Below are 22,526 nucleotides of genomic sequence, written 5' to 3'. Positions count from 1 at the left end.
GGGGGGCCTTGGGGGACGGCCCGGCCGCCATGCGGGTGGTCAGCCGCCGGGGGTCCACCTCCTCGGCCGGGTGCCGGCGCCTCCCGCGGGGCGGGGGGGGGGCCGCCCCCCCGGGCGGGGGGGCCGGACCGCCGTCGGCCCGTACACGCGGGCCCGTACAGGCGGGCCCGTCGGCTCAGGCCAGCGAGGCCATCCACGCCTCGACGTCCTCGGCGCGGCGCGGCAGGCCGGCCGAGAGGTTCTCGTTGCCGTCGGCGGTGACCAGGATGTCGTCCTCGATCCGCACGCCGATGCCGCGGTACTCCTCGGGGACGGTCAGGTCGTCCTGCTGGAAGTACAGGCCGGGCTCGACGGTGAGCACCATGCCCGGCACCAGCAGCGCGTCGACGTGCTCCTCGGTGCGCGAGTGGGCGCAGTCGTGGACGTCCAGGCCGAGCATGTGGCCGGTGCCGTGCAGGGTCCAGCGGCGCTGGAGGCCCAGCTCCAGGACCTTCTCGACGTCGTACACCGAGGCGTCCAGCAGGCCCCAGGCGAGCAGCCGCTCGGCGAGCACCCGCTGCGAGGCGTCGTGGAAGTCGCGGAACCGGGCGCCGGGCTTCACGGCCGCGATGCCGGCCTCCTGCGCGTCGTGGACCGCGTCGTAGATCTTGCGCTGGAGCGCGTCGAAGCGGCCGTTGATCGGCAGGGTGCGGGTGACGTCGGCGGTGTAGAGGGTGCTGGTCTCCACACCGGCGTCCAGCAGCAGCAGCTCGCCGGGGCGGACCTCGCCGTCGTTGCGCACCCAGTGCAGGGTGGTGGCGTGCGGGCCGGCGGCGCAGATCGAGCCGTAGCCGACGTCGTTGCCCTCGACCCGGGCGCGGCGCCAGAAGGTGCCCTCGATCCAGCGCTCGGAGGTGGCGACGGCCTGGCCGAGCTCCCGCACGCAGTCGGTGAAGCCCTTGACGGTGGCCTCGCAGGCGGCGCGCAGCTCGCCGATCTCCCACTCGTCCTTGACCAGCCGCAGGCCGCTCAGGAACTCCTTGAGGGAGGCGTCCTTGTCGGCGTCCAGCACCTCGGCGAGCGCGGCCTCCAGGCCGGCGTCGTAGCCGCGCACGATCCGGGTCGGCACGCCGTCCCCGGCCCGCGCGGCCAGTTCGTCGGCGGCCGTGCGGACGTCGCGGACCGGCAGGCCGAGCAGCTGCTCCTGCTCGGTGAGGCTGTGCCGGCGGCCGACCCACAGCTCGCCGTGGCCGTCCAGCCAGAACTCGCCGTTCGCGCGGTCGGAGCGGGGCAGCAGGTAGAGGTGGAAGTCGTGGCCGGTGTCGCCCGAGGGCTCGGCGACCAGCACGGCGTCCTCGGTCTGGTCGCCGGTGAGGTGCACGTACTCGCTGGCGGCGCGGAAGCTGTAGTCGCAGTCGTTGGAGCGGACCTTGAGGGTGCCGGCCGGGACGACCAGGCGCTCGCCGGGGAAGGCGGCGGACAGCCCGGCGCGGCGCTCGGCGGCGTACGGGGCCTGCGGGACCGGGGCCAGGCCGTGCAGCTCGGTGTCCGCCCAGCCGGACTTCATCGAGGCGGCCAGCTCGTCGGAGACCTCGGAGTAGAGGCCGTTCTTGCGGCCCTTGAACTGCTGCGGTTCCTCGTCGCCGCCGACGGCCTCGGGGTTCTCGGCCACCGCGGGGGTGCGGTCCTCGGTCACGTACGTCGCCTCCTTGCGCGTAATGCCGCCCGGGGCGCGTCGGATCGCGACACAGGTGGGCGGCCGTCCGTCCATGGTACGGACGCCCGGCCGCTCACCCGTTCGGACCTCGGCCGCGTGGCCGGGCTACTCGAAGCGTGCCGCGAGCAGCATCAGGTCGTCGGTGGCCGGACCGCGCCCGGAGCGGGCCGCGTCCAGCTCCGCCGCGACCGCCACCAGGTGGGCGCAGAGCCGCTCGGGGTCGATCCGCACGTCGCGCGGGGCGTCGGCGGCGGCCCGGCGCAGGTTGGCCTGCCCGGCGTGCAGGGTCGGGCCGAAACGGCGGGCCAGCCCCTCGGTGTAGAGCACCAGGGTGTCGCCGCGCTCGGCGGTGAACTCGACCCCGGGCGCCTCCCAGCAGGAGAGCACGCCGAGCGGGGCGGAGAGCGAGGTCTCCACGAACTCGGCGCCGTACCGGGTGACCAGCACCGGCGGGCAGTGGCCGGCCCCGGCCAGGGTGATCCGCCGGCCCTCCGGCTCCACCCAGGCGTAGACGGCGGTGGCGGTGCGGGTCGGCTCGGTGGTCTTCAGCAGCAGTTCGAGGTCGCCCAGGACGGACACCGGGTCCTCGCCCTCCAGCACCGCGTACGCCCGCAGCGCGGCCCGCACCCGGCCCATCGCGGCGGCCGCGCCGGGGGCGGAGCCCGGTCCGGCGCCCGGACCGTCGCCGGAGACCGAGCCGACGGTCAGGCCGACCGTGCCGTCCGGCAGCGGGATGGCGTCGTACCAGTCGCTGCCGCAGGAGCGGTCCAGGCCGGCCGGGACGAGCCGGGCGGCCAGCCGCAGGCCGGCGGGCCGGGGGAGGCGGTCGGGCAGCAGGCCGCGGCGCAGCGCCTCGGTGGTGCGCCGGACCTTCGCCGCGTCGATCTGCTTGGCCAGCAGCGGGGCGGCGACGCCGGTGTAGCGGCGGGCCAGCTCGCGCTGGCGGTCGGTCGGGCCGCCGGGCTCGTCGTAGAACCAGAGCGCGGCGGCCAGCGGGCCGTCCTCCTCGGTGGCGAACGGCAGGCCGTAGCAGCCGCCGAGGCCGAGGTGGCCGGCGAGCTCGCGCAGCCGGGCGCCGATCGCGGGGTCGCCGACGAGGTCGTGCGACCGCACCTCGGCGGGCCGGTCGTGCTCGCGCAGCAGCCGGGCGAGCAGGCTCTGGTCCGGCGGGACGGTCTCCAGCGCGCCGAGGCAGGCGCGGTCCAGGCCGAGGCCGACCGGCTGGCTGGGGCCGCCGCCGGGCAGCGCGGTGACCAGCAGGGCGCGGTCGGCGCCGAGCAGCGCGGCGCCGGAGGCGAGCACGGCGTCGAGGGTGGCGGACAGACCGCGGGCGCGGGCGAGCTGCTCGGTGTGCTCGTGCAGGCTGGTGAAATCGGACAGGCGTCCGGCCAAACGGTCCTGCACTCCGGCGGGGGCCAAGGCGGCCACGGCGGGTTGGGCGCCGTCGGGTGCGCCGGGGGCGCCCGCGGCGCGGCCCGCGCCCTCGCCGCCGTTCGGGAGCTCACCGGGCGCTCGGCCGTCCGGGCGGGCCGCGGGCGCGGCCGGATCGGGGAAGCCCGGCGGGTCGAGCACGGAGAGCCCGCTGGTGCCGCCGGCCTCGGCCGGCTCCGATGACGTCGACGGTGGGTGGGACTCGGTCATGCCGCCACTCCTGACGCGGTGGTGCGTGTCACGCGGATCATGCGGAACCCCCAGGTACGGCCGTTTGGAGCGAGCACGGCCAAAGGGCGCGTTTCGCCTCGATTCGCTACTACTCGTCATTGATCGACAGCAATGCCACCACTTCTACACAGGCCATTCGGGGCATGTCCAGAGTCATGACAAGGCTGGTCAAGGCTGGTGGCCGGTCGCGCGCCGTCGCGGGCCCGGTCCGGGGGCGCGTTCCGTTTCGCGCGCGCCGGTCGGTCGCGCCGCGGTCCGTCGGGACGCGGCGCCTCCGCCCGCCGGGCATGGAGCGGCCGGTGAGCGGGCAGAACCGGGGGGACGGCTCCGGCGGCCGTCCGGATCGTATGCCCCTGGCGCCGGCCGGCCGGGTCGGCCGGAAGCGACTCACTCGTACGGTGGAACCAACCGCGGCCGGGCGGCGTCCATCCGGTCGCATACGGGATTCTCGTTCCAAGGGCTGTTCTATTCCGCAGCCCTTTCACATCGTGCTCCACCGCGTGCTCCAGGCCCGCGCCGTTGTCCGCACCGCCGTCCGTACCGCCGCCCGCCCCCGCCCCCGCCGCCCGGCCCAGGCCCGGCCCCGGTCCCGGTCCGTTCTCCGGCCCGGCCCGGCTCCCGGGCGGATCCCTCCGTCCGGTCCGCGGGCAGGTCCGGCGTCCCCGGACGCGGTGGCGGCCGGTTTGGCGACCGCGGGGCGGAGCCACCGAGCGGTCACGGAAAGGAACGGGTGCCAATGCGCGACAACCCACTGCGCGAAGACCCGAGGAGCCGGCCGGCGGCCCGGGCGGCCCGGCTGGCCGGGGCCCTGACGGCGGCCACCGGGCACCACTGGCCCGTCGTCCCCGGTACCGTCCTGCTCGCCGGCGGACACTGCTCCTGCGGCGAGCAGGACTGCCCGGTCCCGGGCGCCCACCCGCACGACCCGCCGCTGCTCGCGGCCACCACCGACGCCCGGATGGTGCGCTGGTGGTGGGAGCGGCGCTGCCCGGACGCCCCGGTGCTGGTCGCGACCGGCCGGGCGGTCTGCGCGGTCAGCCTGCCGGCGACGGCCGGCGCCCGCGCGCTCGCCTACCTGGCCGCCCTGCGGCTGCGGCTCGGCCCGGTGCTGGCGATGCCGGACCGCTACGCCATGCTGGTCGCCCCCTGGTCGCTCGACGCGCTCGGCGAGGTGCTCGTCCAACTTCCCTGGGTGCCCGGATCGTTGCGCTACCACGGGGCCGGCGGCTTCCTGCCGCTGCCGCCCGGCGGCGGGGACGGTGACCGGGTGCGCTGGGTGCTGCCGCCCCGTCAGGGTGCCGACGGCGGCGTCTGGCTCCCGCAGGTCGAGCCGTTGCTGGGCGAGTTGGTGGCGGCGGCGGTCCAGCTGGACAGCGGCCGCTCGGCGTACTGACGTCCCGTCGCCGGCCTACTGATCGGGCACGGCCGACCGGTCCCGGCACGGGATGTCCGGAAAACAAAAGATCCGGCCGCTGGCGACGGGGGATGCACCAGCGACCGGACTCTTTAGACAGTAACAAGGATCCGCGCCCGCGCCAATTTCCAAGAGGCCCTCGCAGCCCGGAAATTGCGGGTCACGGGCGCCAATGTGACGCGTATCACGTTCGATCCGCCGGATGTGCCCGGCGTTCCGTCCCGCCTTTAGTTCAGGGTGACCTGACGGTTCACCAGGTTGGCGCGGGCCCGCCGCTCGTCGGCGGTGAGCGGGGCCGGGTCGGCGAGCGTCGCGGCGAGCCGCTCGGCGAACTCCGCGGCCGGCTTCTCGCAGTCGGCCGCGGTCATCCCGAGCGGCAGGTCCCAGACCGGGACGGTCAGGCCGTGCGCCCGGAAGGAGCCGACCAGCCGGGTGTCCGGGCCGATCGCGGACTGCTCGGCGGCGGTCAGCCGGGCCAGCGCGTCCAGCAGCCGCTCCTCCGGCACCGTCATCACCCAGCGCAGGTGGTTCTTCTCCGGGGTGCCGCACCAGTAGGCCGAGTCGACGCCGGCGAGCTTCTCGGTGGGGATCGCCGAGGCGTTGGCGCGCTCCAGCGAGGCGGCCACCTCGCCGGTCGCGGTCTCGGCGTCCTCCAGCCAGAACTCGAAGCCGGTGTGCACGGCCGGCTCGAAGGCGGCGGCGGTGTCCAGCAGGTCCTGCAGCCGGCGGCCGCCCGGCACGGTCCGGCGGGCCGGCACCGGGGTGCCCGGCTCGGTGGCCAGCGCCAGCTCCAGGGCGTCCGCGAGGTCGCGGCTCAGGTCGCCGGAGGACGACTGGGTCTGCAGGCCCAGCAGGATCGAGCCGTCCTGGCGGCGCAGCGCGGGCCAGGCCAGCGGCAGCACGGTGGCCAGGGTGACCGACGGCACCTCGCCGGCGGCGGTCTCGGCCACCCCGGCGGCCAGCGTCAGCGGCACGGTGGCGGCGGGCACCAGCTCGCGCAGCGCCACCCAGTCGGCCTCGCCCGGCAGGCCCTCGAACGGGCGGTGCACCAGCTCCTGGACGGCGTGCGAGGCCTCGCGGCCGTGGCAGGCCTTGTAGCGGCGGCCCGAGCCGCAGGGGCAGTTCTCGCGGGCCCCGACCACGGGGATCTCGCCCGTGGCGACGGGGGTGGACTGGCTGCGCTGCGGCGCCTTCTTGGCGGCCTTCTTGCCCATGGTGCGGCTCTCCCGGGAACGGTGGTGTTGTGCTCCCGGCAGCCTACTGACGTTCCTCCGGCGCGTGGGCGTGCGCCGGGGCGCGGGGCGGGAGCGGGGGCGGGCCCGCCGTGCCCGCTGCCCGGGCGCGCCGCGGGTGCCCTGCCCGCCGTCCTGCCGTGCCGTCCTGCCGCGCTGTTCGCCGCGCTGATCGGGTCGTGGTGGCCGTCAGCCGCCGGTGCGCCGGGCGTGCCGGGCCCGGGCCGGCAGGGCCGCCCACACGGTCACCTCGCCGGGGGCGTCGCGCACGCCCCAGTCGCTGGCCAGCTGGTCCACGATGCTCAGCCCGCGGCCGCCGTGCGAGGTCAGCGAGGGGCTGGACGGCGACGGCCGGGTCTGCGCCCCGCCGTCGGTGACCTCCAGGGTGAGTACGCCGTCGGCGTGCATCTGCCAGCGGACCAGGACGCCGCCGGCGTCCTCGCCGCCCTCGCCCGGTGCGGTGGCCGGCCCGCCGGTCCGGGACCGTCCGCCGACCAGCAGCGGTCCGACGACCCCGGCGCGGGCGCCCCGGTCGAGCGCGGGCAGTGGCCCGAGCGGACGGGCGTAACGACAAGCGTTGCTCAATAGTTCGGAAAGGATCAGAACAGCATCATCAATGACCGGTTCCGGTATCTCGCGGTCTCCTAGATCTCGACGCAGTCGGCGCCGTGCGACCCCGACACTCGCCGGGCCGTGCGGCACTGCCATGGTCGATGAAGTCGGCACTTCACGCGCCACCATCAACGCCACCCCCGGACCTCCTTCAGCGTATGCCGAGGGATGGATGCCCCTTGGCAATACGTCGGAAACGACCGCACGGCGATCCCGCGCGGACATTTCAGGCCCGTCCACCGTCGGTGCGCGACAGGTGATTCGCTGCTCACCCTCCGTCGTGAAACTGTATGAATTGCGACAGAAATCGTTGCCGAAAGGTTTGAGTCCCTACCAAGACGGTCAACGGCCGGTGGTGGTTGAACGGTTCACCACAGCGGTACCACGAATCACGCCATGACCACCGGGCTCAGCGGCCGAGCTGGGCCAGGACCTCGGCCGGGCGGTTGGTGATGATCGCCGACACCCCGAGCTCCAGGCAGAGCTCGACGTCGGCCGGCTCGTCCACGGTCCACACGTGCACCTGGTGGCCCAGCTCGCGCAGCCTGGTCACCAGCCCCGGCCGGGCCCGCACCAGCTCGATGCCCGGACCGGCGATCCGCGCCCCGCCCGGCAGCGGCGCGCCCGGGCGCAGCCGTCCGCGTAGCACCAGGCCGCGCTCGAACAGGAACACCCGCGGGTACTGCGGCGCGGCGGCCGCCACCCGGGCCAGCGCGACGGAGGAGAAGCTCATGATCCGGGCGTTGACGCCGTGGCCCCCGGCCGCCGTCCCGCCGCCGGCGCCGCTCCCGCCGCCGATCCCGAACCGCTCCAGCACCCGCAGCAGCTCGGACTCCACCCGGCCGCGGAAGCGCACCGGGTGCTTGGTCTCGATCGCGAGGTCCACCGGGCGCCCGCAGTCCACGACCAGCTCCAGCAGGCTCTCCAGCCGCAGCACCCCGCGCAGCTCCGGGTCCTCGCTCGGCCGGCCGGTCTTCCAGGCCCCGAAGTCGTGCGCCTCCAGCTCCGCCAGCGTCATCGCGGAGACCGTGCCCCGGCCGTCCGAGACCCGCCCGATCCGCCGGTCGTGCACGCAGACCAGCTGCCCGTCGGCGGTCACCCGCACATCGCACTCCAGGGCGTCCGCCCCCTCGGCGAGCGCCCGGCGGTAGGCGGCGAGGGTGTGCTCGGGCAGGGCGAACGAGGAACCGCGGTGGGCGATCACCTGGACGGGCGGCGCGGTGCGGGCCGTCGCGGGCGAGACATCGGGGCTGGTCACGCCCTACACGATAGGACGCGGACATGACGCGCAGGCGAAGACGGCCCCAACCCGAGGGGCCGTCTTCGCCTCCGCGTCCGGGGCCGGGCGGGCGTCAGCGCGCGGCGGCGGACCGGTCCCGGGCGAGCGGGGTGAGCGCCCAGGTGGCCAGGGCCGGCACCAGGAAGCCGAACAGCGAGGCCGAGGTCCACTCCTGCGGGGTGAAGTGCAGCGCCTCCTGCGCGGAGGTCCAGAGGTCCGTCCACCAGCCGGCCACCGCCGTCGGCGCGATCAGCTGGTAGGTGGCGAAGCCCAGTGCCCACGGCAGCAGCATCAGCCACCGGGACGGCGCGTCGGCGGAGAGGTTCCAGCCGCGCCGCCCGGCACCGAGGAAGTAGTCGACCGCCAGCACCGCGAACATCGGCACGAAGACCGAGCCGATCAGGCCCAGGAAGGCGTAGTAGGACTCGGTGAACTCGGTGATCTGCAGCGCGAGCACGGTGATCAGCACACCGGTGCCGCCCGTCAGCACCCGGCGGTCGACCTTCGGCAGCAGGTTGTGGATCGACATCGCGGTCGAGTAGACGTTGGCGAAGGACTGGTCGGTCTCGCGCAGCACCAGCACCAGCAGGAACAGCCAGCCGGCCCAGACGCCGAGGAACGAGTCGAAGATCCGCTCCGGGTCGCCGTCCGCCTGGAGCAGCGCCATCAGCCCGAGCACGTAGCACCAGACCTGCGCGATCGTGTAGCCGGAGAAGCTGCCCCAGAACGCCGCGCGCGGGGTGCGCGAGTGCCGGGTGTAGTCGGCGGCGAGCGGCACGAAGGAGATCGACACCGCGATCATCGCGTCGGTCGCGGGCAGGAAGCCGTGCCAGTTGCCCGCGCCCGGGTCCGGGACGCCGTGCCGGCCGAGCTGGACGGTGAAGTAGACCATCGCGACCGCCACCGCGGCGGCGACGAAGCGGCGCAGCACCGCGATCGCGCCGAGCGGCCAGATGGTCAGCGCGGTGGTCAGCGCGCCGGCCAGCACGACGAAGACCCAGCGGTAGCCCTCGGTGCCGACCACGGTCTGCGCGCCGAGCGCGATCGTCAGCAGCTCGTAGACGCCCCAGCCGACGCACTGGACGATGTTGAGCACCGTCGGCACGTAGGACAGCCGGGTGCCGAACAGCCCGCGCAGGTTCGCCATGGCGGGCGCGCCGGTCCGGGCGCCGATCAGGGCGGCCACGCCGAGCATCGCGGTGCCGACCACGGTGCCGGCCACGATCGCGGTCACGGCGGCGGCCAGCGACAGCTCGCTGCCCTTGGCGCCGAGCACGGTCGCGGCGGTGGTGAAGCCGATCAGCGAGACGCCGAGGTTCATCCAGAGCGCGAAGTGGTCGCGGAAGCGCAGGGTGCGGGGCGGCTCGGTGTCCAGCACCAGCGGTGCCTCGGTGCGGCCCGCGGGCTCAAGGACGGCGGTGGCCGCGCCGTGGGAACCGGCGGCGGCGCCCGAGGCGTCCTGCCGAGGGGGGACGCCCGGGGCCGCGGGCGCGCCGGAGGACGAGGATGACGAAGCAGGCGGCATGGCCGATTTCTCCCTACGCCGGCATTACCCGGACAGGTTCCGGCGGTCTGCGCCCCCTCGACGGCCGTCCACGGGACTCCGTGGCATACGGTCGACCGGCGCACTCTCAGCCTGGTGGGTCCAAGCTCCCGCGTGTCAGTTCGGAGCGACAGGCTAGTCGGCCGCGGGGAGAACGCCAAGGCGGGCGGGGTCGCGCACGGCGCTGCGGCGGCCGTCGGGCCCGGCTAAGGATTCTTATGAGTTCTTCAGAAGGGTCCTTACGGCAATCGAATCGGGTGTGCGAAAAACTATGGTTGTTGGTCCTGTCAGCTATGGAGGTCGTCCGTGAGCACCGAGCGCGAGGTTGGGTCCACCGGGTCGCAGGGGGAGCAGCCCTCCGGCGGCCAGGGGGTGGTGGGTTCCGCTTCTGACGGTCCGGCGCAGCAGCCTGCGGCCGGCCTGCCGTCCTCCGCCCAGCCGGCCGCCGAGGCGGGCTCCGGCGGGTTCACGCCCACGCTGGCGTTCAGCAAGGTCGCCGCCCCGGAGCCGGCCGCCGCCCCGGCGCCCGCCCCGGCCGCCGAGTCCGGGTACCTCGACGCCCCGCCGCCGGTCCTGCCGCCCGCGCCCGCGGCCCCGGCCGCCCCGGTCGCTCCGGCGCCCGTCGCGCCCGTCGCCGCCCCGCACGGCGGCAACCCGTACGCGACCCCGGCCCCGGGCACGCCGGTGCCCCCGGCGCTCGCCGCGCACGACCCGTTCGCCGCCCCCGGCGCCCCGCAGGGCCCGGGCGCCACCGGCCGGCACCACCACCCGTTCGGCGCCGGCCAGCCGCTCGGCGGCTGGGGCGCCCCGCACGACATCACCCCCGGCGCGCCCGGGGCCCCCGGTGGTCCCGGCGGCCCGCTCGGCTACCCGGGCGAGTACCCCGGCGCGCCGCTCCCCGGCGGCCCGCGCAAGAAGCGCGGCGGCCTGATCGCCCTGGTCACGGCCGTCGCCCTGGTGGCCGGCGTGGCCGGCGGCGCGGTCGGCGTGGCCATCGCCGACCGCGACGGCGGGAGCGTCAGCGCCAAGGCCGGCCGCACCTCCACCACGGTCCAGGCCAACAACTCGCAGAAGAACGAGGCCGCCCCGGGCTCGGTCGCCGGCATCGCGCAGAAGGCGCTGCCCAGCGTCGTCACCATCAAGGCCCAGGGCAACGGCGAGTCCGGCACCGGCACCGGCTTCGTCTTCGACACCGAGGGCCACATCCTCACCAACAACCACGTGGTCGCGCCCGCCTCCAGCGGCGGCGGCAAACTGACCGTCAAGTTCGCCGACGGCTCCTCCTACCCCGCCTCCGTGCTGGGCCGCGCCGAGGGCTACGACGTCGCCGTCATCAAGCTCGACAACCCGCCCAAGGAGAAGCTGACGCCGCTGCCGCTGGCCGACTCCGACAAGGTGAACGTCGGCGACTCCACCATCGCCATCGGCGCGCCGTACGGCCTGGAGTCCACCGTCACCACCGGCATCATCAGCGCCAAGGACCGCCCGGTCGCCTCCGGCGACGAGACCGGCGCGCAGTCCTCGTACATGAACGCCCTGCAGACCGACGCCTCCATCAACCCCGGCAACTCCGGCGGCCCGCTGCTGGACTCCGGCGGCGGTGTGATCGGCATCAACTCGGCGATCCAGTCCAACGCCTCCAGCAACGGCCGGGCCGGCTCCATCGGCCTCGGCTTCGCGATCCCGATCAACCAGGCCAAGTGGGTCGCCGACACCCTGATCAAGACCGGCAAGCCGGTCTACGCCAAGCTCGACGTGCTGCGCAACGACGACTACAAGGGCGACGGCGCGCAGATCCAGACCCGCGACATCCAGGGCCAGCCGGCCGTCACCCCCGGCGGCGCCGCCGACAAGGCCGGCCTCAAGCCCGGCGACGTCATCACCAAGCTCGGCGGCAGCCCGATCGAGAACGGCCCGGCCCTGGTCAGCAAGATCTGGACGCACAAGCCCGGCGAGACCGTCGACGTCGAGTACACCCGCAACGGCCAGACCGCCACCACCAAGGTCACCCTCAGCGAGCGCGTCGGAGACAACTGACCCCCACCCCGCCCCGGAAACCGGGTGCACCGAACCCCGCCGGACCCGTTAGGCTGACCTCCGCCTGGAGAGCTGCCCGAGCGGCCTAAGGGAACAGTCTTGAAAACTGTCGTGCGGTGACCCCGTACCGTGGGTTCGAATCCCACGCTCTCCGCTGTTGGAGAACGCCCTGATCAGAGCGGGTATCGGCTACATGCCGATACCCGCTCTTTTCGATTCTGTCCCGGGCTGTCCCACCCCGATGCCCCTCCGGACCACCCTGTGTGGAACACCTGTGGAACGGATCCGGGCCCTACGAGGCTGGCTCCTCGCCGTCGAGGAACCGCTCGATCAGGCCATTCGCGCGCTCCTGGCGCCCGTTGATGACCTTCGCGTAGAACCGGAGCAGGACGGCCACGCTGTGCCCCGCCCGCCGGGCCACCTCGGTTTGGTCGACGCCTGCCGCCAGCCACCCGGAGACGGCGGTGTGTCGCGCCGAGTACGGCACGTCGGCGAGTCGCGTCTTCACCTCGTGGGGCGTCAGCGCGATCTCGCGGGCCTGCTTCCAGACGGCCGCGGTCTCCTTGGTCAGCAGCCGACCGCCCCGCGCCGCGCGGAACAGCCGGCCGTCCGGTGCCACCCCGTACGCGGCGACGTGCTCACGGAGCAACTGGACCAGCACGGGCGGGATCGGCACCTCCCGGGTGGCGTTCCGGGCCCGCCGCTTCAGGGCGCGCTCCTCGTGCGACTGCCCGTCGTTCGTCCAGCGCGACCCGACTCGGGGCGAGCTGCTGCCGAGCACCAGCTCGCCCCACCCGATCTCGGGGAGGGTGCAGTCGGCCAGCCGCAGGTTCGTCGCCTCGGCCGGCCGCGTGGCGGCGTACAGGATGCACCCGTAGAACGCCCGCAGGTGCTGTCCCCGAGCCGAGACCTGCCCGGCGCCCGTCAGCAGCGCGCGGCCCTGCCCCGGGCTGGGCACCCACCGGAAGTCGATCTCGTCGCTCGTGGCCGGCGGTGTCCAGTCGACGAACTGGAGCGGGTTGCTGGGCAGGCGCCGACGTTCCACCGCGTACCGCAGGGCGTTGTTGAACACCATCCGCTTCCGGGCGAGCGTGGTGTCCGCGGCGACGCTTCCGTCCAGCAGCCGGGCGATGGCCTCCAGGCCGAGGCGGACGTTCTCGGAGTCGTCCAACTGGTCCAGCGGGATGGACTTCTTGGTCACCCAGGCCAAGGCCGAGCTGATCTCCTCGGGCGGCTCGGCCAGGTGCTCGGAGAAGTTGAACGCCCAGCAGGAGAGCGCAAGGCGGAGCACCTTGCGGTCCGGCCTGCCTCGGCGGTCCGTCACCAAGGCCTCGGTGAGCGTCGCCAGGGCGTCCGCACGGGTGGCACGGTTCTTCGCCGACGAGCGCAGCCACTTCGCTTCGGCGTATTGCTTGGCGTGGGCGAACCACGTCACCTGGTTCAGCTTCCGAAACTCGGAGGCGGGCAGGCCGGTCTCGGTCTCGAACTGCTCGCCCTTGCGCATGGCGGTCAGCAGTTCCGCTCGCCGGCCGTCGGCGAGCGGGAAGGTGGTGAAGGTCGCGGAGTGGGGGTTCTTCCCCACGCGCCAGCGGAGTTGGTGCGGCCGTCGACCGCGTCCGAGATCGCGGATGGCGTGGATCTGGACGTCGTAGGTGAGCAATCGGGCTCCAGAAAGAGAGCAGCCCCCGGCCGGTCGGCCGGGGGCTGCGAGGGAAGGGCGGGCGCGGGTCAGGCGGCGTTCTGCTCCTGCGCGGCCCACCAGGCGTCGAGGTCGCTGCGGCGCACGCGGATCTGGTGGTTGGGGAGCTTGATGAGCTTCGGGGCCTTCCCGCGGGCGACCATGCGGTAGAAGGCGGAGCGGGACATCTCCAGCTCTTCGAGGACGGCGGCGAGCTTGAGCTTCGGGTCCTGCGTGGGCATGGCGGCGACTCCATCGGCGGGTGCGAATGGTGGTTGCGGAGTGTTACCGGATCTCTCGCGGACGGGCGCGGAGGGCGGAAAGTGTCAGGGATGTCAGGGAAATTCGGCCTTTCCCTGACATCCCTGACGTTCCCTGACAGGCCGTCCGGCGGTGTTTTGGCTGGTCAGGGATTTTCCCTGACATCCCTGACGGTTACGGGGCTTCGGCCCCGTCCGTGGGGGTGCTCACGGCCGGGTGGACACGGTACGTGACGGCCGGGGCTCGGCCGCGCTGGCCGCCGGCGGGCGGCTGGTCGGTGCGGAGCCAGCCGTGCTGTTCGAGGAGGGCGAGGGCCGGTTCGACGTCGGCGACCTTCTTGAAGCGGCGGCTGCTGGCGACGGCATCGTGGGCCTTGATGTGGGTGCGGTGGGTGCCGTCCTTCTTCGGGCGCCGGAGCCACTGGAGGAGGGCGTGGGCGTCCTCGGTGGCGGGGTCGGCGGCGATGAGGTCGAACACGGCGAGGGTGTGCGCGGTGTAGTACTCCGCGATCTCGGCGGCCCGGTCGACGGTGGCGGCCTCGACGGGCGCGCGCCAGTCGCCGGTGCCGTGGTCGGCGAGGTGGAGCAGGACGGCGATGCGGGCGACGTGGCCCACGAGCTTGCCGGCCCAGTCCTTGATGTGGGCGAGCGGCTCGTCCGGGCGGAGCTGGACCTCGAACTTCTCCTGCAGCTTTTCCACGGCGAGGTCGGCGGCCTCGGTCATCCTGACGGTGACCGGCTCGTCCAGGCCCGTGAGTGCGCGCAGGAGCGCGGTCAGGCGCAGGTCGTAGGCGGCGGCGACCTGCTCCGGTACGGGCGTGGTGCGGATCTTGCGGTAGCCGAGGTTGGAGGGCGGCAGGGAGTAGAGGAAGCGGGCGAGCAGGCCCCGGTCGCGGGCGCCGGGGGCGGCGCCGAGCTCCTGGAGGACGGCGGGCTGCGGGGTGACGCCGATGGTGAGGGCGGGCTTGTCGACGGTGGGCTGTTCGCGGGTGATCCGGTCGGCCTGGAGCCGCTCGCCCTTGTGCGCTTGGAGGAAGACGCCGAGGTTGGGCTTGCTGCTGTAGCGGCCGACGATGCTGTCGAACAGGTCACCCTCGGGGGAGAGCGCGGCCAGGCAGCGGTGGACGCCGAGCTGGTGGGTGACGGTCTCGGGGGTGATGTCCCCGGACAGCGTCAGCCTCGGGCTGGGCGGGACGACGATCTCGTCGGCGAGCATCCTGGCGGCGGAGATCTCGGCGACCAGGTGCGCGCGGTCGAGGTCGGGGTTCTTGCGGGCCCGGGCCATGAGCGCGTCGACCTCGGCCAGCGCGGTCTCCTTGGCGGTCTCGGCCTCGATGATCCGGGCCCGTGTCTCGGCGCGCAGTTCGTCCTCGATGCGGTAGACCGGTGCGGTCATCGCGGCGAAGACATCGGACTTGCGGCTGGCTGGCGGCATCGCACACACCAGGTAGAGGTTCGACTGCTCGCGCCAGCCGGGCCGGATCTCCACCCCGACCCGCCCGCCGGCGGCCGTCGACAGCGCGGCCAGGCCCATGGTGGCGGCCATGTCGGGCGGGGTCTGGGTGAACTCCGCCACCGCCTCCACGTAGGCGCCCACCCACTTCGGGAGGGCGTGGACGGGGAAGGTCGGCAGGGCGCCGTGGGAGCCGAGCGGGACGGGGTCGAGCCAGGTCTCACCGGTGGCGAGGTCGGCGAGCGCGGCCAGGGCGGCGGCGCGCACGTCGTCCAGGTCGGCCCCACCGTCGCCGGCCATGTGGGCCAGACGGCTGGTGGCGGTGTTGATCCGGCGGCGCTCGGCCGCGGCGCGCACGATCTCGGCGTAGTAGTCACCGTTCGCCGCGGTCGGGGTCGCCTCGATGCACGTGTGGAGGTAGCCGGGCCCGCCGATCCGGCCGAGGTCGCCCTGAGCGCGCAGGACACCGGTCAGCAGCAGCGGATCCACCGGCCGCTCACCGCCGGCCATGCGGGTGATGGCACGCCAGATCGTCTCGTGCGCGGGGTGGTAGAACGCCCCGGGGTCGCCGAGCTGGGCGGCCAACGCGGGGATCTGGACGGGGTCGAGCAGGGCTGCGCCGATGACGGCCTGCTCGGCGGCCTTGACCTCGGCGGGCTCGGGCCGGAACGGGATCACGTTCGGGTGCGCGGACTCAATGCTCAACGCGGCTCCTTTCCTACGGAGCAGGGCGGCCCGAGCCACGGAAGACGTCGGGCGCGGACCGCCCGATGGATGTGGGAGGTCAGATGTCGAGCGGGTCCCGGTCGTCCTCCTCGGACGACCGGGCCGGGGCGGCCAGCTCCTGCACCGCCGGGTAGGCGGTCGCCGGGGCGTCCTCGCCGGGCAGGGGAAGTGCGGTGGCCCGTCCGGTCAGGAGGGCGTGGACGGCGCTGGCGATGCTGGCGGGGGTGGCGACCGGGGCGAGGACCAGGGGCTGCTCGTTGGAGAGGCGGCCGTCGCTGGTGCCGCGCATCCACAGCCAGCCGGTGACCTGGTTCCAGAACAGGCCCAGGCCGTGCGGGTGGCCGCCGGTGGCGGCGCGGTCGTCGGCGAGCCGGATGAAGATCTCGGCGAGCATCCGCTCGCCGTCGTCGTTGCAGTACTGGGCGAACGACTCGGCGGGTTCGGCGTTGGCGCCGAGCGCGGTCAGGACGTCCTTGAAGTACGGGGTGTGCGGGTCGGCCATGTGGTGCCTCCGGGGTGTACGGATCCGATCTGTCCGGTCCCCGCGCCGTCCGCGCCCCGGGCCGCTGGCTGCGGCAGGGGGCGGGCGGCACGGTCGGCCGGGCGGGCCGGGTCAGTCCTGGTCGGTCTCGCAGGTGGCGTCACAGTCGTAGAAGCCGCAGCCGCCGCACTCGGGGCAGCGGTCGTACTCGACGGTGACGACGTCGTAGGCGTCGTCGCCCCAGACCTCGTCCTCGTAGCCGCCTCCGGTGCCGTGGCAGCCCTCGCACGTCTCGGTGTGACCGGGCTGCGGTCCGGCCGCCTGCTCGGCCTTTGCCCGGCGCTGCTCGTCGGCGACGTCGAGGGCGATCTCGTATGCCTTCTCCTCCTCGCGGGTCGGCCGGTCGACGTCGCCCTCGTCGCCGTGGGCGTCGTACGGGTGGTCGTGATCGTCGGTGGTCATGCGGCTCGCTTTCAGGCGGCGGACGCCCACGCCAGCCCCTCTCCGGGCGGTGTGGTCGAGGGCGTGGTCGGCGTGTAGTTGAGGGTGTGGTCGTGTGGTTTTCGCAGGTCGGAGCGCATGCGTAGTCGAGCGCGCGAGGTTTCGGGCAGGGTCGGGGGAGAGGGGCTGAGGAAAGGCCCGGAGAGCCCCCGTCCGGAGCGCCGGACGGGGGCTCGGGGTGGGCTGGGCGGGTGGTGCTTCAGGCAGCCTCGGAGGGGGTGCGGTCGGGGACCGCGTGGGCGGGCAGACGCGGGGAGTGTCCGAGGTGGCCCCTCAGACCGGCCGCGGTGAGGCCGGGGGAGATGGTTTCGCCGACCCGGACGCGCTTCTCGATGGGGAGGCCGGCAGCCCTCACGACGGCCCCGAAATCGCGGGTGCTGGCACCGGGGTAGCGGCCGTGCCGCTGGAGGCTGGCGAGGACCTCGGAGAGGAGCACTTTCCCGGCCCCGCCGTCGCTTTGCGCGCGCAGGGCGACCATGTGCTCGACGGCGGAGGCCAGTTCGGCCGGGGCGAGGGCTGGCGCGACCACCGGTTCGGGCTGGTCCTGGTCGTCGTCAACGTTGTTGGCGGCCGGGTCGTCGACGTCCTCCACGGCGGGGGCCTTGGAGGCCTTCGCGGGGGTGGGGGCGTGGATGAGGGCGGCGATCCACCACCCGCCTATGAGCAGGCCGATCCCGGGCCGGACCCAGGGGCCGACGAGGGACCACACCAGCGGGCCGCCGACGATCAGCATCAGGGCCGCCGCGCCGGCGGCGTCGCCGAGCCTGCCGCGCTTGGCCTTACGGGCCGCCTTGGCCTGCTCCAGCTCGAACTGGCGGGCCGCCACCTGCGAGGCCTCCTGGGCCTGGACCATCGCGGCCCGCTTGACCGGGTCGGTCTCCGCCGAGACCTTCTTGGCGAACGCGGCCTCGGCGGCCGCGGTGACCTCCGCCGCGATGTTGTCCTGCTTGGCCTTGAGGGCGGCGGCCTCGGCGCGGCGCTCGCGCTGGGGGGCCGTCAGCTTGCGGACGAGGACGGGCGTCCCGGCGGCCAGGCCGGTGAACGGGTACAGGATGGTGGCGGTGACCGTGTCGGTGGGGAAGATCTTCTCCATCGCGGTCAGCCGATGAACGAGTTGATCAGGCCGCTGAGGACGGACGCGGGGATGGCCCAGAATCCGCCGGCGGCGGCGTAGAGGCTGGGGGCGATGGCGCCGAACAGGGCGTCCTTCCAGGGCCGGGGCTTGAGCCCGAACACGGCGATGGTCAGCAGGGCAGCGGTCGCGCCGGTCTGCCAGTCCCCCAGCGCGGCGTTGCCCTCGAACGAGGCGCCCAGCTGCTGGCCGATGCCGGACAGCTGCTGGAACGCGGTGCCCGCGTTGGCGCTCAGCAGGCCGATGCCGAACGCCCAGTAGGGGACCTGGTCGTCGTCGACCTTGATCTTGTTCTTCCCGCGGATGCCGACGTAGAGGTACATGGTGGTGACGGTGGCGGCGCCGCCGGCGCCCATCGCGATGAGGCTGCTCATGGTCTGGCTCCTTGGTCGGTCAGAGGGGGAGGGCGGCGAGGGCGTGGTCGAGGCCGAGGGCGACGGCGAGGCCGGAGGCGACCGGGACGCGTAGGGCGATCAGGAGCAGGAGGGGGCCGGGGCCGCGGACCTCGGAGACCCGCAGGCGGCCGCGGTCGCGGGTGTGGAGGTCGACGGCCCAGCCGCCGGCGGCCAGGAGCAGGCCGACGAACGGGCCGCCCGGCGCGGCCAGGGACACGAGGCCGGTCCAGTAGCCGCTGGTCGCGCTGATCGCGGTGAGCACGCACCAGCGGCGGAAGCGGCGGGCCCGGTCGGATGAGTCGCCCTTGGTGCGGGCGGCGTGGCGCCGCTGGCGGCGGGCCCGGGTGCGGGCCTCGCGCTGGTCGGCGAGCCGCTGGACGCGGTGGCGGCGGGTGCGCTGCTCGGGGCTCTCCCCCTGGGCGGCGCGCAGGGCGTCCTCCTCGGCGCGGGCCCGCTGCCTGGCGAGCTCGCGTTCGGCCTCGCGCCGGGCGGCCCGCTCCTCGGGGGTCTCGCCGATCCGGTCGGCGAGCAGGTCGACCATGCCGACGAGGTCGTCGCGGCGGTGTCCCGGGGTGAGGACGTCCTCGACGCGGTGGCGCTCGTCGCGCTGTTCGGGGGTTTCGCCGGCGGCGGCGAACTGGGCGTCACGCACGGCGCGCTGGGAGGCGATCAGGGCCTCGTACTGGACCTGCTCGCGTGCGTGGCGCTGGGCCTCGGTCTCGGTGAGGAGCTGGCCGACCTGCTGGCCGACCTGCGAGGCGATGTGCGGGACCTGGTCGGCGAGGATCCGGCCGACCGGAGCCCAGAAGGCCTGTGCAGCGGACTCGAAGGAGGGCCGGGCGCCGGCCTGGTCGCCCTGGGCGGCGCCGAGCGGGACCGGGGTGTGCACGGGCGGCGGGGTCGGACCGTCCTTGCGCCACCACTCGGCGACCACCGGCTCGGGCCCGGCCGCGGCGGGCGGGGCCTGGGGTGGCGCGGACGGCATCGGCGGAACGGCGGGCTGAGGCGGAACCGGCGGGGCCGACGCCGGGGCGGGCTCGGGGGTCGGGCCGAGGGTGACGAGCCTCTGCAGGATGTCGGCGAGGTCGTCGTCCCAGTCGCCGTTGTGCGGGGTGGTCATCGGTTCGACCCCCGGCGGATCAGCTGGCGGACGGCGACGCCGGCGATCGCGGCGTCGAGGAGCACGAGGAACAGGCTCAGCAAGTAGCCCATGGAAACTCCCAGGTCAGAGAGGATGCGCGCCCCGCACACCGGAGGGTGTGCGGGGCGCGCATCGGGGAGCGGGTCAGGAAGAGCGCCACCAGGCGCGGGGGGCCTCGGCGCGGTGCCAGGCGGTGGTGGACCGGCTGGTGCGGCGGGAGTCGATCTGGCGCTGCCCGGCGCGGTCTGCCTCGCGGACGGCCTTCGCGCGCCGCTGCTGGCCGGACTTGGGCGGCTTCGGGTCGCGGCCGAACATCAGCGCTGCCTGATGCGGCCGACGAGGACGAACGGCTCGCCGTCGACCACGCACATCGCGGTGAACTCGCCGGGGCAGGCGCCGCCGCTCTTGGCGTCGGTGACGACCAGGCGCGAGCACCACGGCTCGCGGATCAGGCCGCTGACCACGTCCAGCGGCACGGGGTCGGCGACGCGGTACGTGATGCCGTCACGGCGGACGGTACCGACCAGCGGCAGGGAAGTGATCGGCTTGCTCACCTCGCACCGCCGTCCTCGGTGCCCGGCACGCCGTGGTCGACGTGCGGGGCGCGGACAGCGAGGGTGTAGTAGCCGGTCAGGGTCAGCGGGGTGCCGGCGTAGGTGGTGGCGGCGCTCAGCCAGGCGTGGGGACCGGTGCTGCTGTGCTCGACAGCGGCGGGGGCGACCACGAGGGCCTGTCGCCACTGCTCGAAGTCGCTCAGCGCGGTGTCGCGGTGGAAGCCGAAGCACAGGCCCCAGACGAGGACCAGGTCGCCGGACGCGTCGCGTTCGGCGGACACGACCTGTTCGCTGGTGACCCTGGGAACGGGCAGGTCGGCGTGGCGCTGAGCGCGGCCATCAGCGCTCCAGCCGCGTTGATCAGCCCGGAAGCGGTGTGGCTGGTGGTCACGATGCCTGCTCCTCAGCGGTCGTGGTGGGGACGGCGTGCAGGGCGGGCCGGACGGTGGGGTGTTCCTTGTAGCGGGCGGCGATCCAGCCGACGGACCATCCGGTCAGCTCCACCGCCTGGCGCTGCGGCAACCCGGCCTCGATGGCGGCCTTGACCACCTCACGGGCCCGCTCCTCCGGCAGGCGCTCGGCGGCCGGGCCGGCGGACAGCAGCGCGGCGCGGGCCCGCTCGGCGGCCTCCCGCTCACGCCGCTCAGCCTCGGCCCGGGCGGCGTGCTCACGGCGCTCACGCTCGCTCGCAATAACGCGGGCGTGGCGATTGAGACGTATCTTTCGGCCCACGGGCTGAGCGGCTATGTGGCAGGTGTCTTTGGGCGAACTCCCGGTGACCCGTCGTCCATGAAGCCGAACCCGCGGCTCCTGCTGGAGGCTATGGACGCGGTGGGTGCCAAGCCGGAGAACTGTGTGTTCATTGGCGACGCCGCCCGAGATGTGGAAGCTGGAGATGCTGCAGGCGTGCCGACCATCGGCTTTGCGAATAAGCCCGGGAAGGGCGTCAAGCTGGCTGCCGCAGGAGCAGTGGCCATCGTCGACTCGATGCAGAGAATTGCTGACGCTCTTAATTGAATCAAACGCAAACATCCCGAGCCTTCTGGTGGACGCTATTCGGCCCGGGATGTTGAATGCGTGATAGTTGGCCTTGAACGCTAACGAGCACCTTGGAGTCCGCGTGCCGCAATGGGTAGAGTCGGGACTCCTAGAATTTGACCCAAGGTGTCGCTCGCTTCGGAGTTGCTCAGGTTTACGGTGTTTGCGTAGGCGTTAATGAGGCGAAGTTGCTTTTCGATAGCACTTGAAGCGTCTGCTCCCGAGTACAGTGCAACGAAGTTATCCACGTTGCCACTCTTCTCCATCTTGTCGATCCTGAAGAGAAGATCATTCACTGACTGTGAAAGCGGCTTCCCGTGTCGCGCCAGACTGATCCGGTCCATTAGGGTCACAGGTCCGCCGCGGTGACGGTAGTCGAAGTGGATTATGTGTCTTTCGTTTCTGTCGGCTACGTCGTAATCCACGTCGCGATCGATTGCGTGACCTTGTGGTAGGTCAAGGCGCGAGATGGCATCTTCGGCCAGTGCGTCAAGCGACGGAGCTGCTGGGGTACCTGTAGTGACCAAGGCGGAAAAGAGCTCGGCGGCGATTTCGGACGGGGATTGGTCTTCATGCCCGGAGAGGACCGGTCCGCGCCGCTCAATTAGGTAACTGTCGCCAACTCGACGAGCTAGGGAATCGATGCGAGACTCAAGTCTTCCCTTTTCGGCCTCGCGCCGAATGAATTTAACCCATGCTTTGTATGTCTCGACACCGTCGATCTTCTTCCCGAGGCGCTGCCCGTTGATCGAGCCGTCCTCCCGCTCTCCAATGAAGCGAGATCCGACGCCGGAGGGGCCAGAGACAACTACGCCAACGTTCATCGGTTCATTTCTGAATACATCCGAGATGTACTTCACTAGAAACCAGTTACTCATTATCACTCACCTCCGTGTCGGGTAGGCTGATCTTGGTCAGATTCTTAAAGTCGCCCCAGGAATCATCGATGTAGCGTGCGATGTTGGCTTGCCTATATATCAGGAAGTCTACGAGGGCCCCCGCCTCTTCGCGAGAGAGGAGGCCGACATGGACACAGCCACCCACGTGTCGGTTGAGCTCCTCGGGCTGAACGGATCTCACCCGGCGTAGCCACTGCGAGACGTGGACGTCGGTTGCAAGCCACTCGGCTATCGGATGCTTCTCGACCCGCTTGTCCCGGCTGGCGCGGAGGCTCGCGGTCTGGTCCTCCCGGCCTGGGCCGAAGAGCGACCACTCATGATCGAATGCAGCGACGCCTAGTTTCTCAAGGTAGCCAATGTTCTCGTCGTGTCGATCAAGGTTCAAGATCCACTGATCAAGCACGTAGATTCCAGTGGCCTCCCACGGACGAAGCGTCGCGAGCTCCTCAAGGTCTGCCGGGGGGAGCCGCTGGCCCTTCTCGCCAAAGGCGACGGTGGAGAAGGCCCACGTATCCGAACCGACCTTCACCAGGTAGCCGTCTACGACCGGGGCGCCGATGGCGAGCCCCAGTCGGGTGGCCACGTAGTCGTTGACGATTCCGTATCGTGACTTCTCGGTACGGATCCTGGCGAATGCTGCCAGGCGAGCTGCGTGGACCGTGTCAGAGCTACCGCCCACGGCGGCGCCAAGCAGGTCGAACGACACTGCCTGGTAACCCACGCCAGAGGCCGGCGGAAGGCTGAATCCGGAGCTCACGCAACCCCTCTCTGAGCAGCCGGGATCAGTTTTCCC

General features: G+C 73.0%; 23 protein-coding genes, 1 tRNA gene and 1 riboswitch. Of the genes, 4 read left to right on the top strand and 20 right to left on the bottom strand.

The window, feature by feature from the left end:
• Positions 1–175: 175 nt before the first annotated feature.
• Positions 176–1,675 carry an aminopeptidase P family protein gene (locus ACFZBX_RS02555; RefSeq protein ID WP_391531009.1) on the bottom strand — a complete coding sequence of 500 codons (1,500 nt, stop codon included), beginning with the start codon at positions 1,673–1,675 and terminating at the stop codon, positions 176–178.
• A gap of 126 nt (positions 1,676–1,801) precedes the next feature.
• Positions 1,802–3,337, bottom strand: a complete 1,536-nt coding sequence (locus ACFZBX_RS02550; RefSeq protein WP_391531007.1) for a PP2C family protein-serine/threonine phosphatase — start codon at positions 3,335–3,337, stop codon at positions 1,802–1,804.
• 757 nt (positions 3,338–4,094) lie between these two features.
• Here ACFZBX_RS02550 and ACFZBX_RS02545 point away from each other — a divergent pair.
• Complete coding sequence (locus tag ACFZBX_RS02545; RefSeq protein WP_391531006.1) at positions 4,095–4,751, top strand: bifunctional DNA primase/polymerase; 657 nt, start codon at positions 4,095–4,097, stop codon at positions 4,749–4,751.
• Between the two features lie 248 nt (positions 4,752–4,999).
• Here the strand turns inward: ACFZBX_RS02545 and ACFZBX_RS02540 are convergent, their stop codons facing one another.
• The 4 genes from ACFZBX_RS02540 to ACFZBX_RS02525 all read right to left on the bottom strand — a co-directional run bounded on the left by ACFZBX_RS02540 (position 5,000) and on the right by ACFZBX_RS02525 (position 9,420).
• The gene (locus ACFZBX_RS02540) at positions 5,000–5,986 is read right to left on the bottom strand and encodes a DUF5926 family protein (protein ID WP_391531005.1); all 987 of its coding nucleotides are present in this window, start codon (positions 5,984–5,986) and stop codon (positions 5,000–5,002) included.
• Between the two features lie 207 nt (positions 5,987–6,193).
• Positions 6,194–6,754: an ATP-binding protein gene (locus tag ACFZBX_RS02535; protein WP_391531003.1), complete on the bottom strand. Its 561-nt coding sequence runs from the start codon at positions 6,752–6,754 to the stop codon at positions 6,194–6,196.
• A gap of 271 nt (positions 6,755–7,025) precedes the next feature.
• The gene (locus ACFZBX_RS02530; protein ID WP_391531002.1) at positions 7,026–7,874 is read right to left on the bottom strand and encodes a glycerophosphodiester phosphodiesterase family protein; all 849 of its coding nucleotides are present in this window, start codon (positions 7,872–7,874) and stop codon (positions 7,026–7,028) included.
• 94 nt (positions 7,875–7,968) lie between these two features.
• The gene (locus ACFZBX_RS02525) at positions 7,969–9,420 is read right to left on the bottom strand and encodes a purine-cytosine permease family protein (RefSeq protein WP_391531000.1); all 1,452 of its coding nucleotides are present in this window, start codon (positions 9,418–9,420) and stop codon (positions 7,969–7,971) included.
• Positions 9,414–9,562: riboswitch (TPP riboswitch) on the bottom strand. (Overlaps the previous gene by 7 nt.)
• Positions 9,563–9,744: 182 nt before the next feature.
• Between ACFZBX_RS02525 and ACFZBX_RS02520 the strand changes: the two genes are divergently transcribed.
• Both ACFZBX_RS02520 and ACFZBX_RS02515 read left to right on the top strand, forming a co-directional pair.
• Entirely contained in the window at positions 9,745–11,475 is a 1,731-nt protein-coding gene (locus ACFZBX_RS02520; RefSeq protein ID WP_391530999.1) for a S1C family serine protease, read from the top strand.
• 66 nt (positions 11,476–11,541) lie between these two features.
• A tRNA-Ser gene (locus ACFZBX_RS02515) sits at positions 11,542–11,629 on the top strand.
• A 138-nt stretch (positions 11,630–11,767) separates the two neighbouring features.
• On the opposite strand, the gene ACFZBX_RS02510 is transcribed toward ACFZBX_RS02515, so the two are convergent.
• The 12 genes from ACFZBX_RS02510 to ACFZBX_RS02455 form a co-directional block, all read right to left on the bottom strand.
• The gene (locus ACFZBX_RS02510) at positions 11,768–13,057 is read right to left on the bottom strand and encodes a tyrosine-type recombinase/integrase (protein ID WP_391530997.1); all 1,290 of its coding nucleotides are present in this window, start codon (positions 13,055–13,057) and stop codon (positions 11,768–11,770) included.
• Between the two features lie 146 nt (positions 13,058–13,203).
• Positions 13,204–13,395 carry a helix-turn-helix transcriptional regulator gene (locus ACFZBX_RS02505; protein ID WP_391530995.1) on the bottom strand — a complete coding sequence of 64 codons (192 nt, stop codon included), beginning with the start codon at positions 13,393–13,395 and terminating at the stop codon, positions 13,204–13,206.
• A 193-nt stretch (positions 13,396–13,588) separates the two neighbouring features.
• Positions 13,589–15,571, bottom strand: coding sequence for a DUF3987 domain-containing protein (locus tag ACFZBX_RS02500; RefSeq protein ID WP_391530993.1), 1,983 nt, complete (start codon positions 15,569–15,571; stop codon positions 13,589–13,591).
• Between the two features lie 79 nt (positions 15,572–15,650).
• Positions 15,651–16,094 (bottom strand): hypothetical protein, encoded by a 444-nt coding sequence (locus tag ACFZBX_RS02495; RefSeq protein WP_391530991.1) that lies wholly within the window; start codon positions 16,092–16,094, stop codon positions 15,651–15,653.
• Positions 16,095–16,205: 111 nt separating this feature from the next.
• A complete protein-coding gene (locus ACFZBX_RS02490) occupies positions 16,206–16,535 on the bottom strand; it encodes a hypothetical protein (RefSeq protein ID WP_391530990.1) in 330 nt (109 codons plus the stop codon).
• A 238-nt stretch (positions 16,536–16,773) separates the two neighbouring features.
• Positions 16,774–17,667 carry a hypothetical protein gene (locus ACFZBX_RS02485; protein ID WP_391530988.1) on the bottom strand — a complete coding sequence of 298 codons (894 nt, stop codon included), beginning with the start codon at positions 17,665–17,667 and terminating at the stop codon, positions 16,774–16,776.
• Between the two features lie 5 nt (positions 17,668–17,672).
• On the bottom strand, positions 17,673–18,080 hold the full coding sequence (locus tag ACFZBX_RS02480) for a hypothetical protein (RefSeq protein ID WP_391530987.1): 408 nt from the start codon (positions 18,078–18,080) through the stop codon (positions 17,673–17,675).
• Positions 18,081–18,099: 19 nt separating this feature from the next.
• Positions 18,100–19,221: a hypothetical protein gene (locus ACFZBX_RS02475; RefSeq protein WP_391530986.1), complete on the bottom strand. Its 1,122-nt coding sequence runs from the start codon at positions 19,219–19,221 to the stop codon at positions 18,100–18,102.
• A 165-nt stretch (positions 19,222–19,386) separates the two neighbouring features.
• Positions 19,387–19,557, bottom strand: coding sequence for a hypothetical protein (locus tag ACFZBX_RS02470; protein WP_391530985.1), 171 nt, complete (start codon positions 19,555–19,557; stop codon positions 19,387–19,389).
• A complete protein-coding gene (locus ACFZBX_RS02465; RefSeq protein ID WP_391530983.1) occupies positions 19,557–19,796 on the bottom strand; it encodes a hypothetical protein in 240 nt (79 codons plus the stop codon). The genes ACFZBX_RS02470 and ACFZBX_RS02465 overlap by 1 nt, the downstream gene beginning before the upstream one ends.
• Positions 19,793–20,077 carry a hypothetical protein gene (locus ACFZBX_RS02460; RefSeq protein WP_391530981.1) on the bottom strand — a complete coding sequence of 95 codons (285 nt, stop codon included), beginning with the start codon at positions 20,075–20,077 and terminating at the stop codon, positions 19,793–19,795. Before ACFZBX_RS02460 ends, ACFZBX_RS02465 begins: the two co-directional genes overlap by 4 nt.
• Before the next feature lie 106 nt (positions 20,078–20,183).
• Positions 20,184–20,528, bottom strand: coding sequence for a hypothetical protein (locus tag ACFZBX_RS02455; protein ID WP_391530980.1), 345 nt, complete (start codon positions 20,526–20,528; stop codon positions 20,184–20,186).
• Between ACFZBX_RS02455 and ACFZBX_RS02450 the strand changes: the two genes are divergently transcribed.
• A complete protein-coding gene (locus ACFZBX_RS02450; protein WP_391530978.1) occupies positions 20,499–20,813 on the top strand; it encodes an HAD family hydrolase in 315 nt (104 codons plus the stop codon). The genes ACFZBX_RS02455 and ACFZBX_RS02450 overlap by 30 nt on opposite strands.
• 80 nt (positions 20,814–20,893) lie before the next feature.
• On the opposite strand, the gene ACFZBX_RS02445 is transcribed toward ACFZBX_RS02450, so the two are convergent.
• Both ACFZBX_RS02445 and ACFZBX_RS02440 read right to left on the bottom strand, forming a co-directional pair.
• Complete coding sequence (locus ACFZBX_RS02445; RefSeq protein WP_391530977.1) at positions 20,894–21,712, bottom strand: hypothetical protein; 819 nt, start codon at positions 21,710–21,712, stop codon at positions 20,894–20,896.
• Positions 21,705–22,490 (bottom strand): hypothetical protein, encoded by a 786-nt coding sequence (locus ACFZBX_RS02440; RefSeq protein WP_391530975.1) that lies wholly within the window; start codon positions 22,488–22,490, stop codon positions 21,705–21,707. The genes ACFZBX_RS02445 and ACFZBX_RS02440 overlap by 8 nt, the downstream gene beginning before the upstream one ends.
• Positions 22,491–22,526: the final 36 nt, after the last annotated feature.

The organism is Kitasatospora sp. NPDC008115, from assembly GCF_042957205.1.
Lineage (GTDB): Bacteria > Actinomycetota > Actinomycetes > Streptomycetales > Streptomycetaceae > Kitasatospora.
This window is presented reverse-complemented; position numbering and strand designations above follow the sequence as displayed.

Excerpts from the sequence above, each read along its gene's own strand:
- ACFZBX_RS02550 (WP_391531007.1), bottom strand. The coding sequence starts at position 3,337 with ATGACCGAGTCCCACCCACCGTCGACGTCATCGGAGCCGGCCGAGGCC.
- ACFZBX_RS02545 (WP_391531006.1), top strand. The coding sequence starts at position 4,095 with ATGCGCGACAACCCACTGCGCGAAGACCCGAGGAGCCGGCCGGCGGCC.
- ACFZBX_RS02540 (WP_391531005.1), bottom strand. The coding sequence starts at position 5,986 with ATGGGCAAGAAGGCCGCCAAGAAGGCGCCGCAGCGCAGCCAGTCCACC.
- ACFZBX_RS02525 (WP_391531000.1), bottom strand. The coding sequence starts at position 9,420 with ATGCCGCCTGCTTCGTCATCCTCGTCCTCCGGCGCGCCCGCGGCCCCG.
- ACFZBX_RS02505 (WP_391530995.1), bottom strand. The coding sequence starts at position 13,395 with ATGCCCACGCAGGACCCGAAGCTCAAGCTCGCCGCCGTCCTCGAAGAG.
- ACFZBX_RS02495 (WP_391530991.1), bottom strand. The coding sequence starts at position 16,094 with ATGGCCGACCCGCACACCCCGTACTTCAAGGACGTCCTGACCGCGCTC.
- ACFZBX_RS02490 (WP_391530990.1), bottom strand. The coding sequence starts at position 16,535 with ATGACCACCGACGATCACGACCACCCGTACGACGCCCACGGCGACGAG.
- ACFZBX_RS02485 (WP_391530988.1), bottom strand. The coding sequence starts at position 17,667 with ATGGAGAAGATCTTCCCCACCGACACGGTCACCGCCACCATCCTGTAC.
- ACFZBX_RS02480 (WP_391530987.1), bottom strand. The coding sequence starts at position 18,080 with ATGAGCAGCCTCATCGCGATGGGCGCCGGCGGCGCCGCCACCGTCACC.
- ACFZBX_RS02475 (WP_391530986.1), bottom strand. The coding sequence starts at position 19,221 with ATGACCACCCCGCACAACGGCGACTGGGACGACGACCTCGCCGACATC.
- ACFZBX_RS02470 (WP_391530985.1), bottom strand. The coding sequence starts at position 19,557 with ATGTTCGGCCGCGACCCGAAGCCGCCCAAGTCCGGCCAGCAGCGGCGC.
- ACFZBX_RS02445 (WP_391530977.1), bottom strand. The coding sequence starts at position 21,712 with ATGAGTAACTGGTTTCTAGTGAAGTACATCTCGGATGTATTCAGAAAT.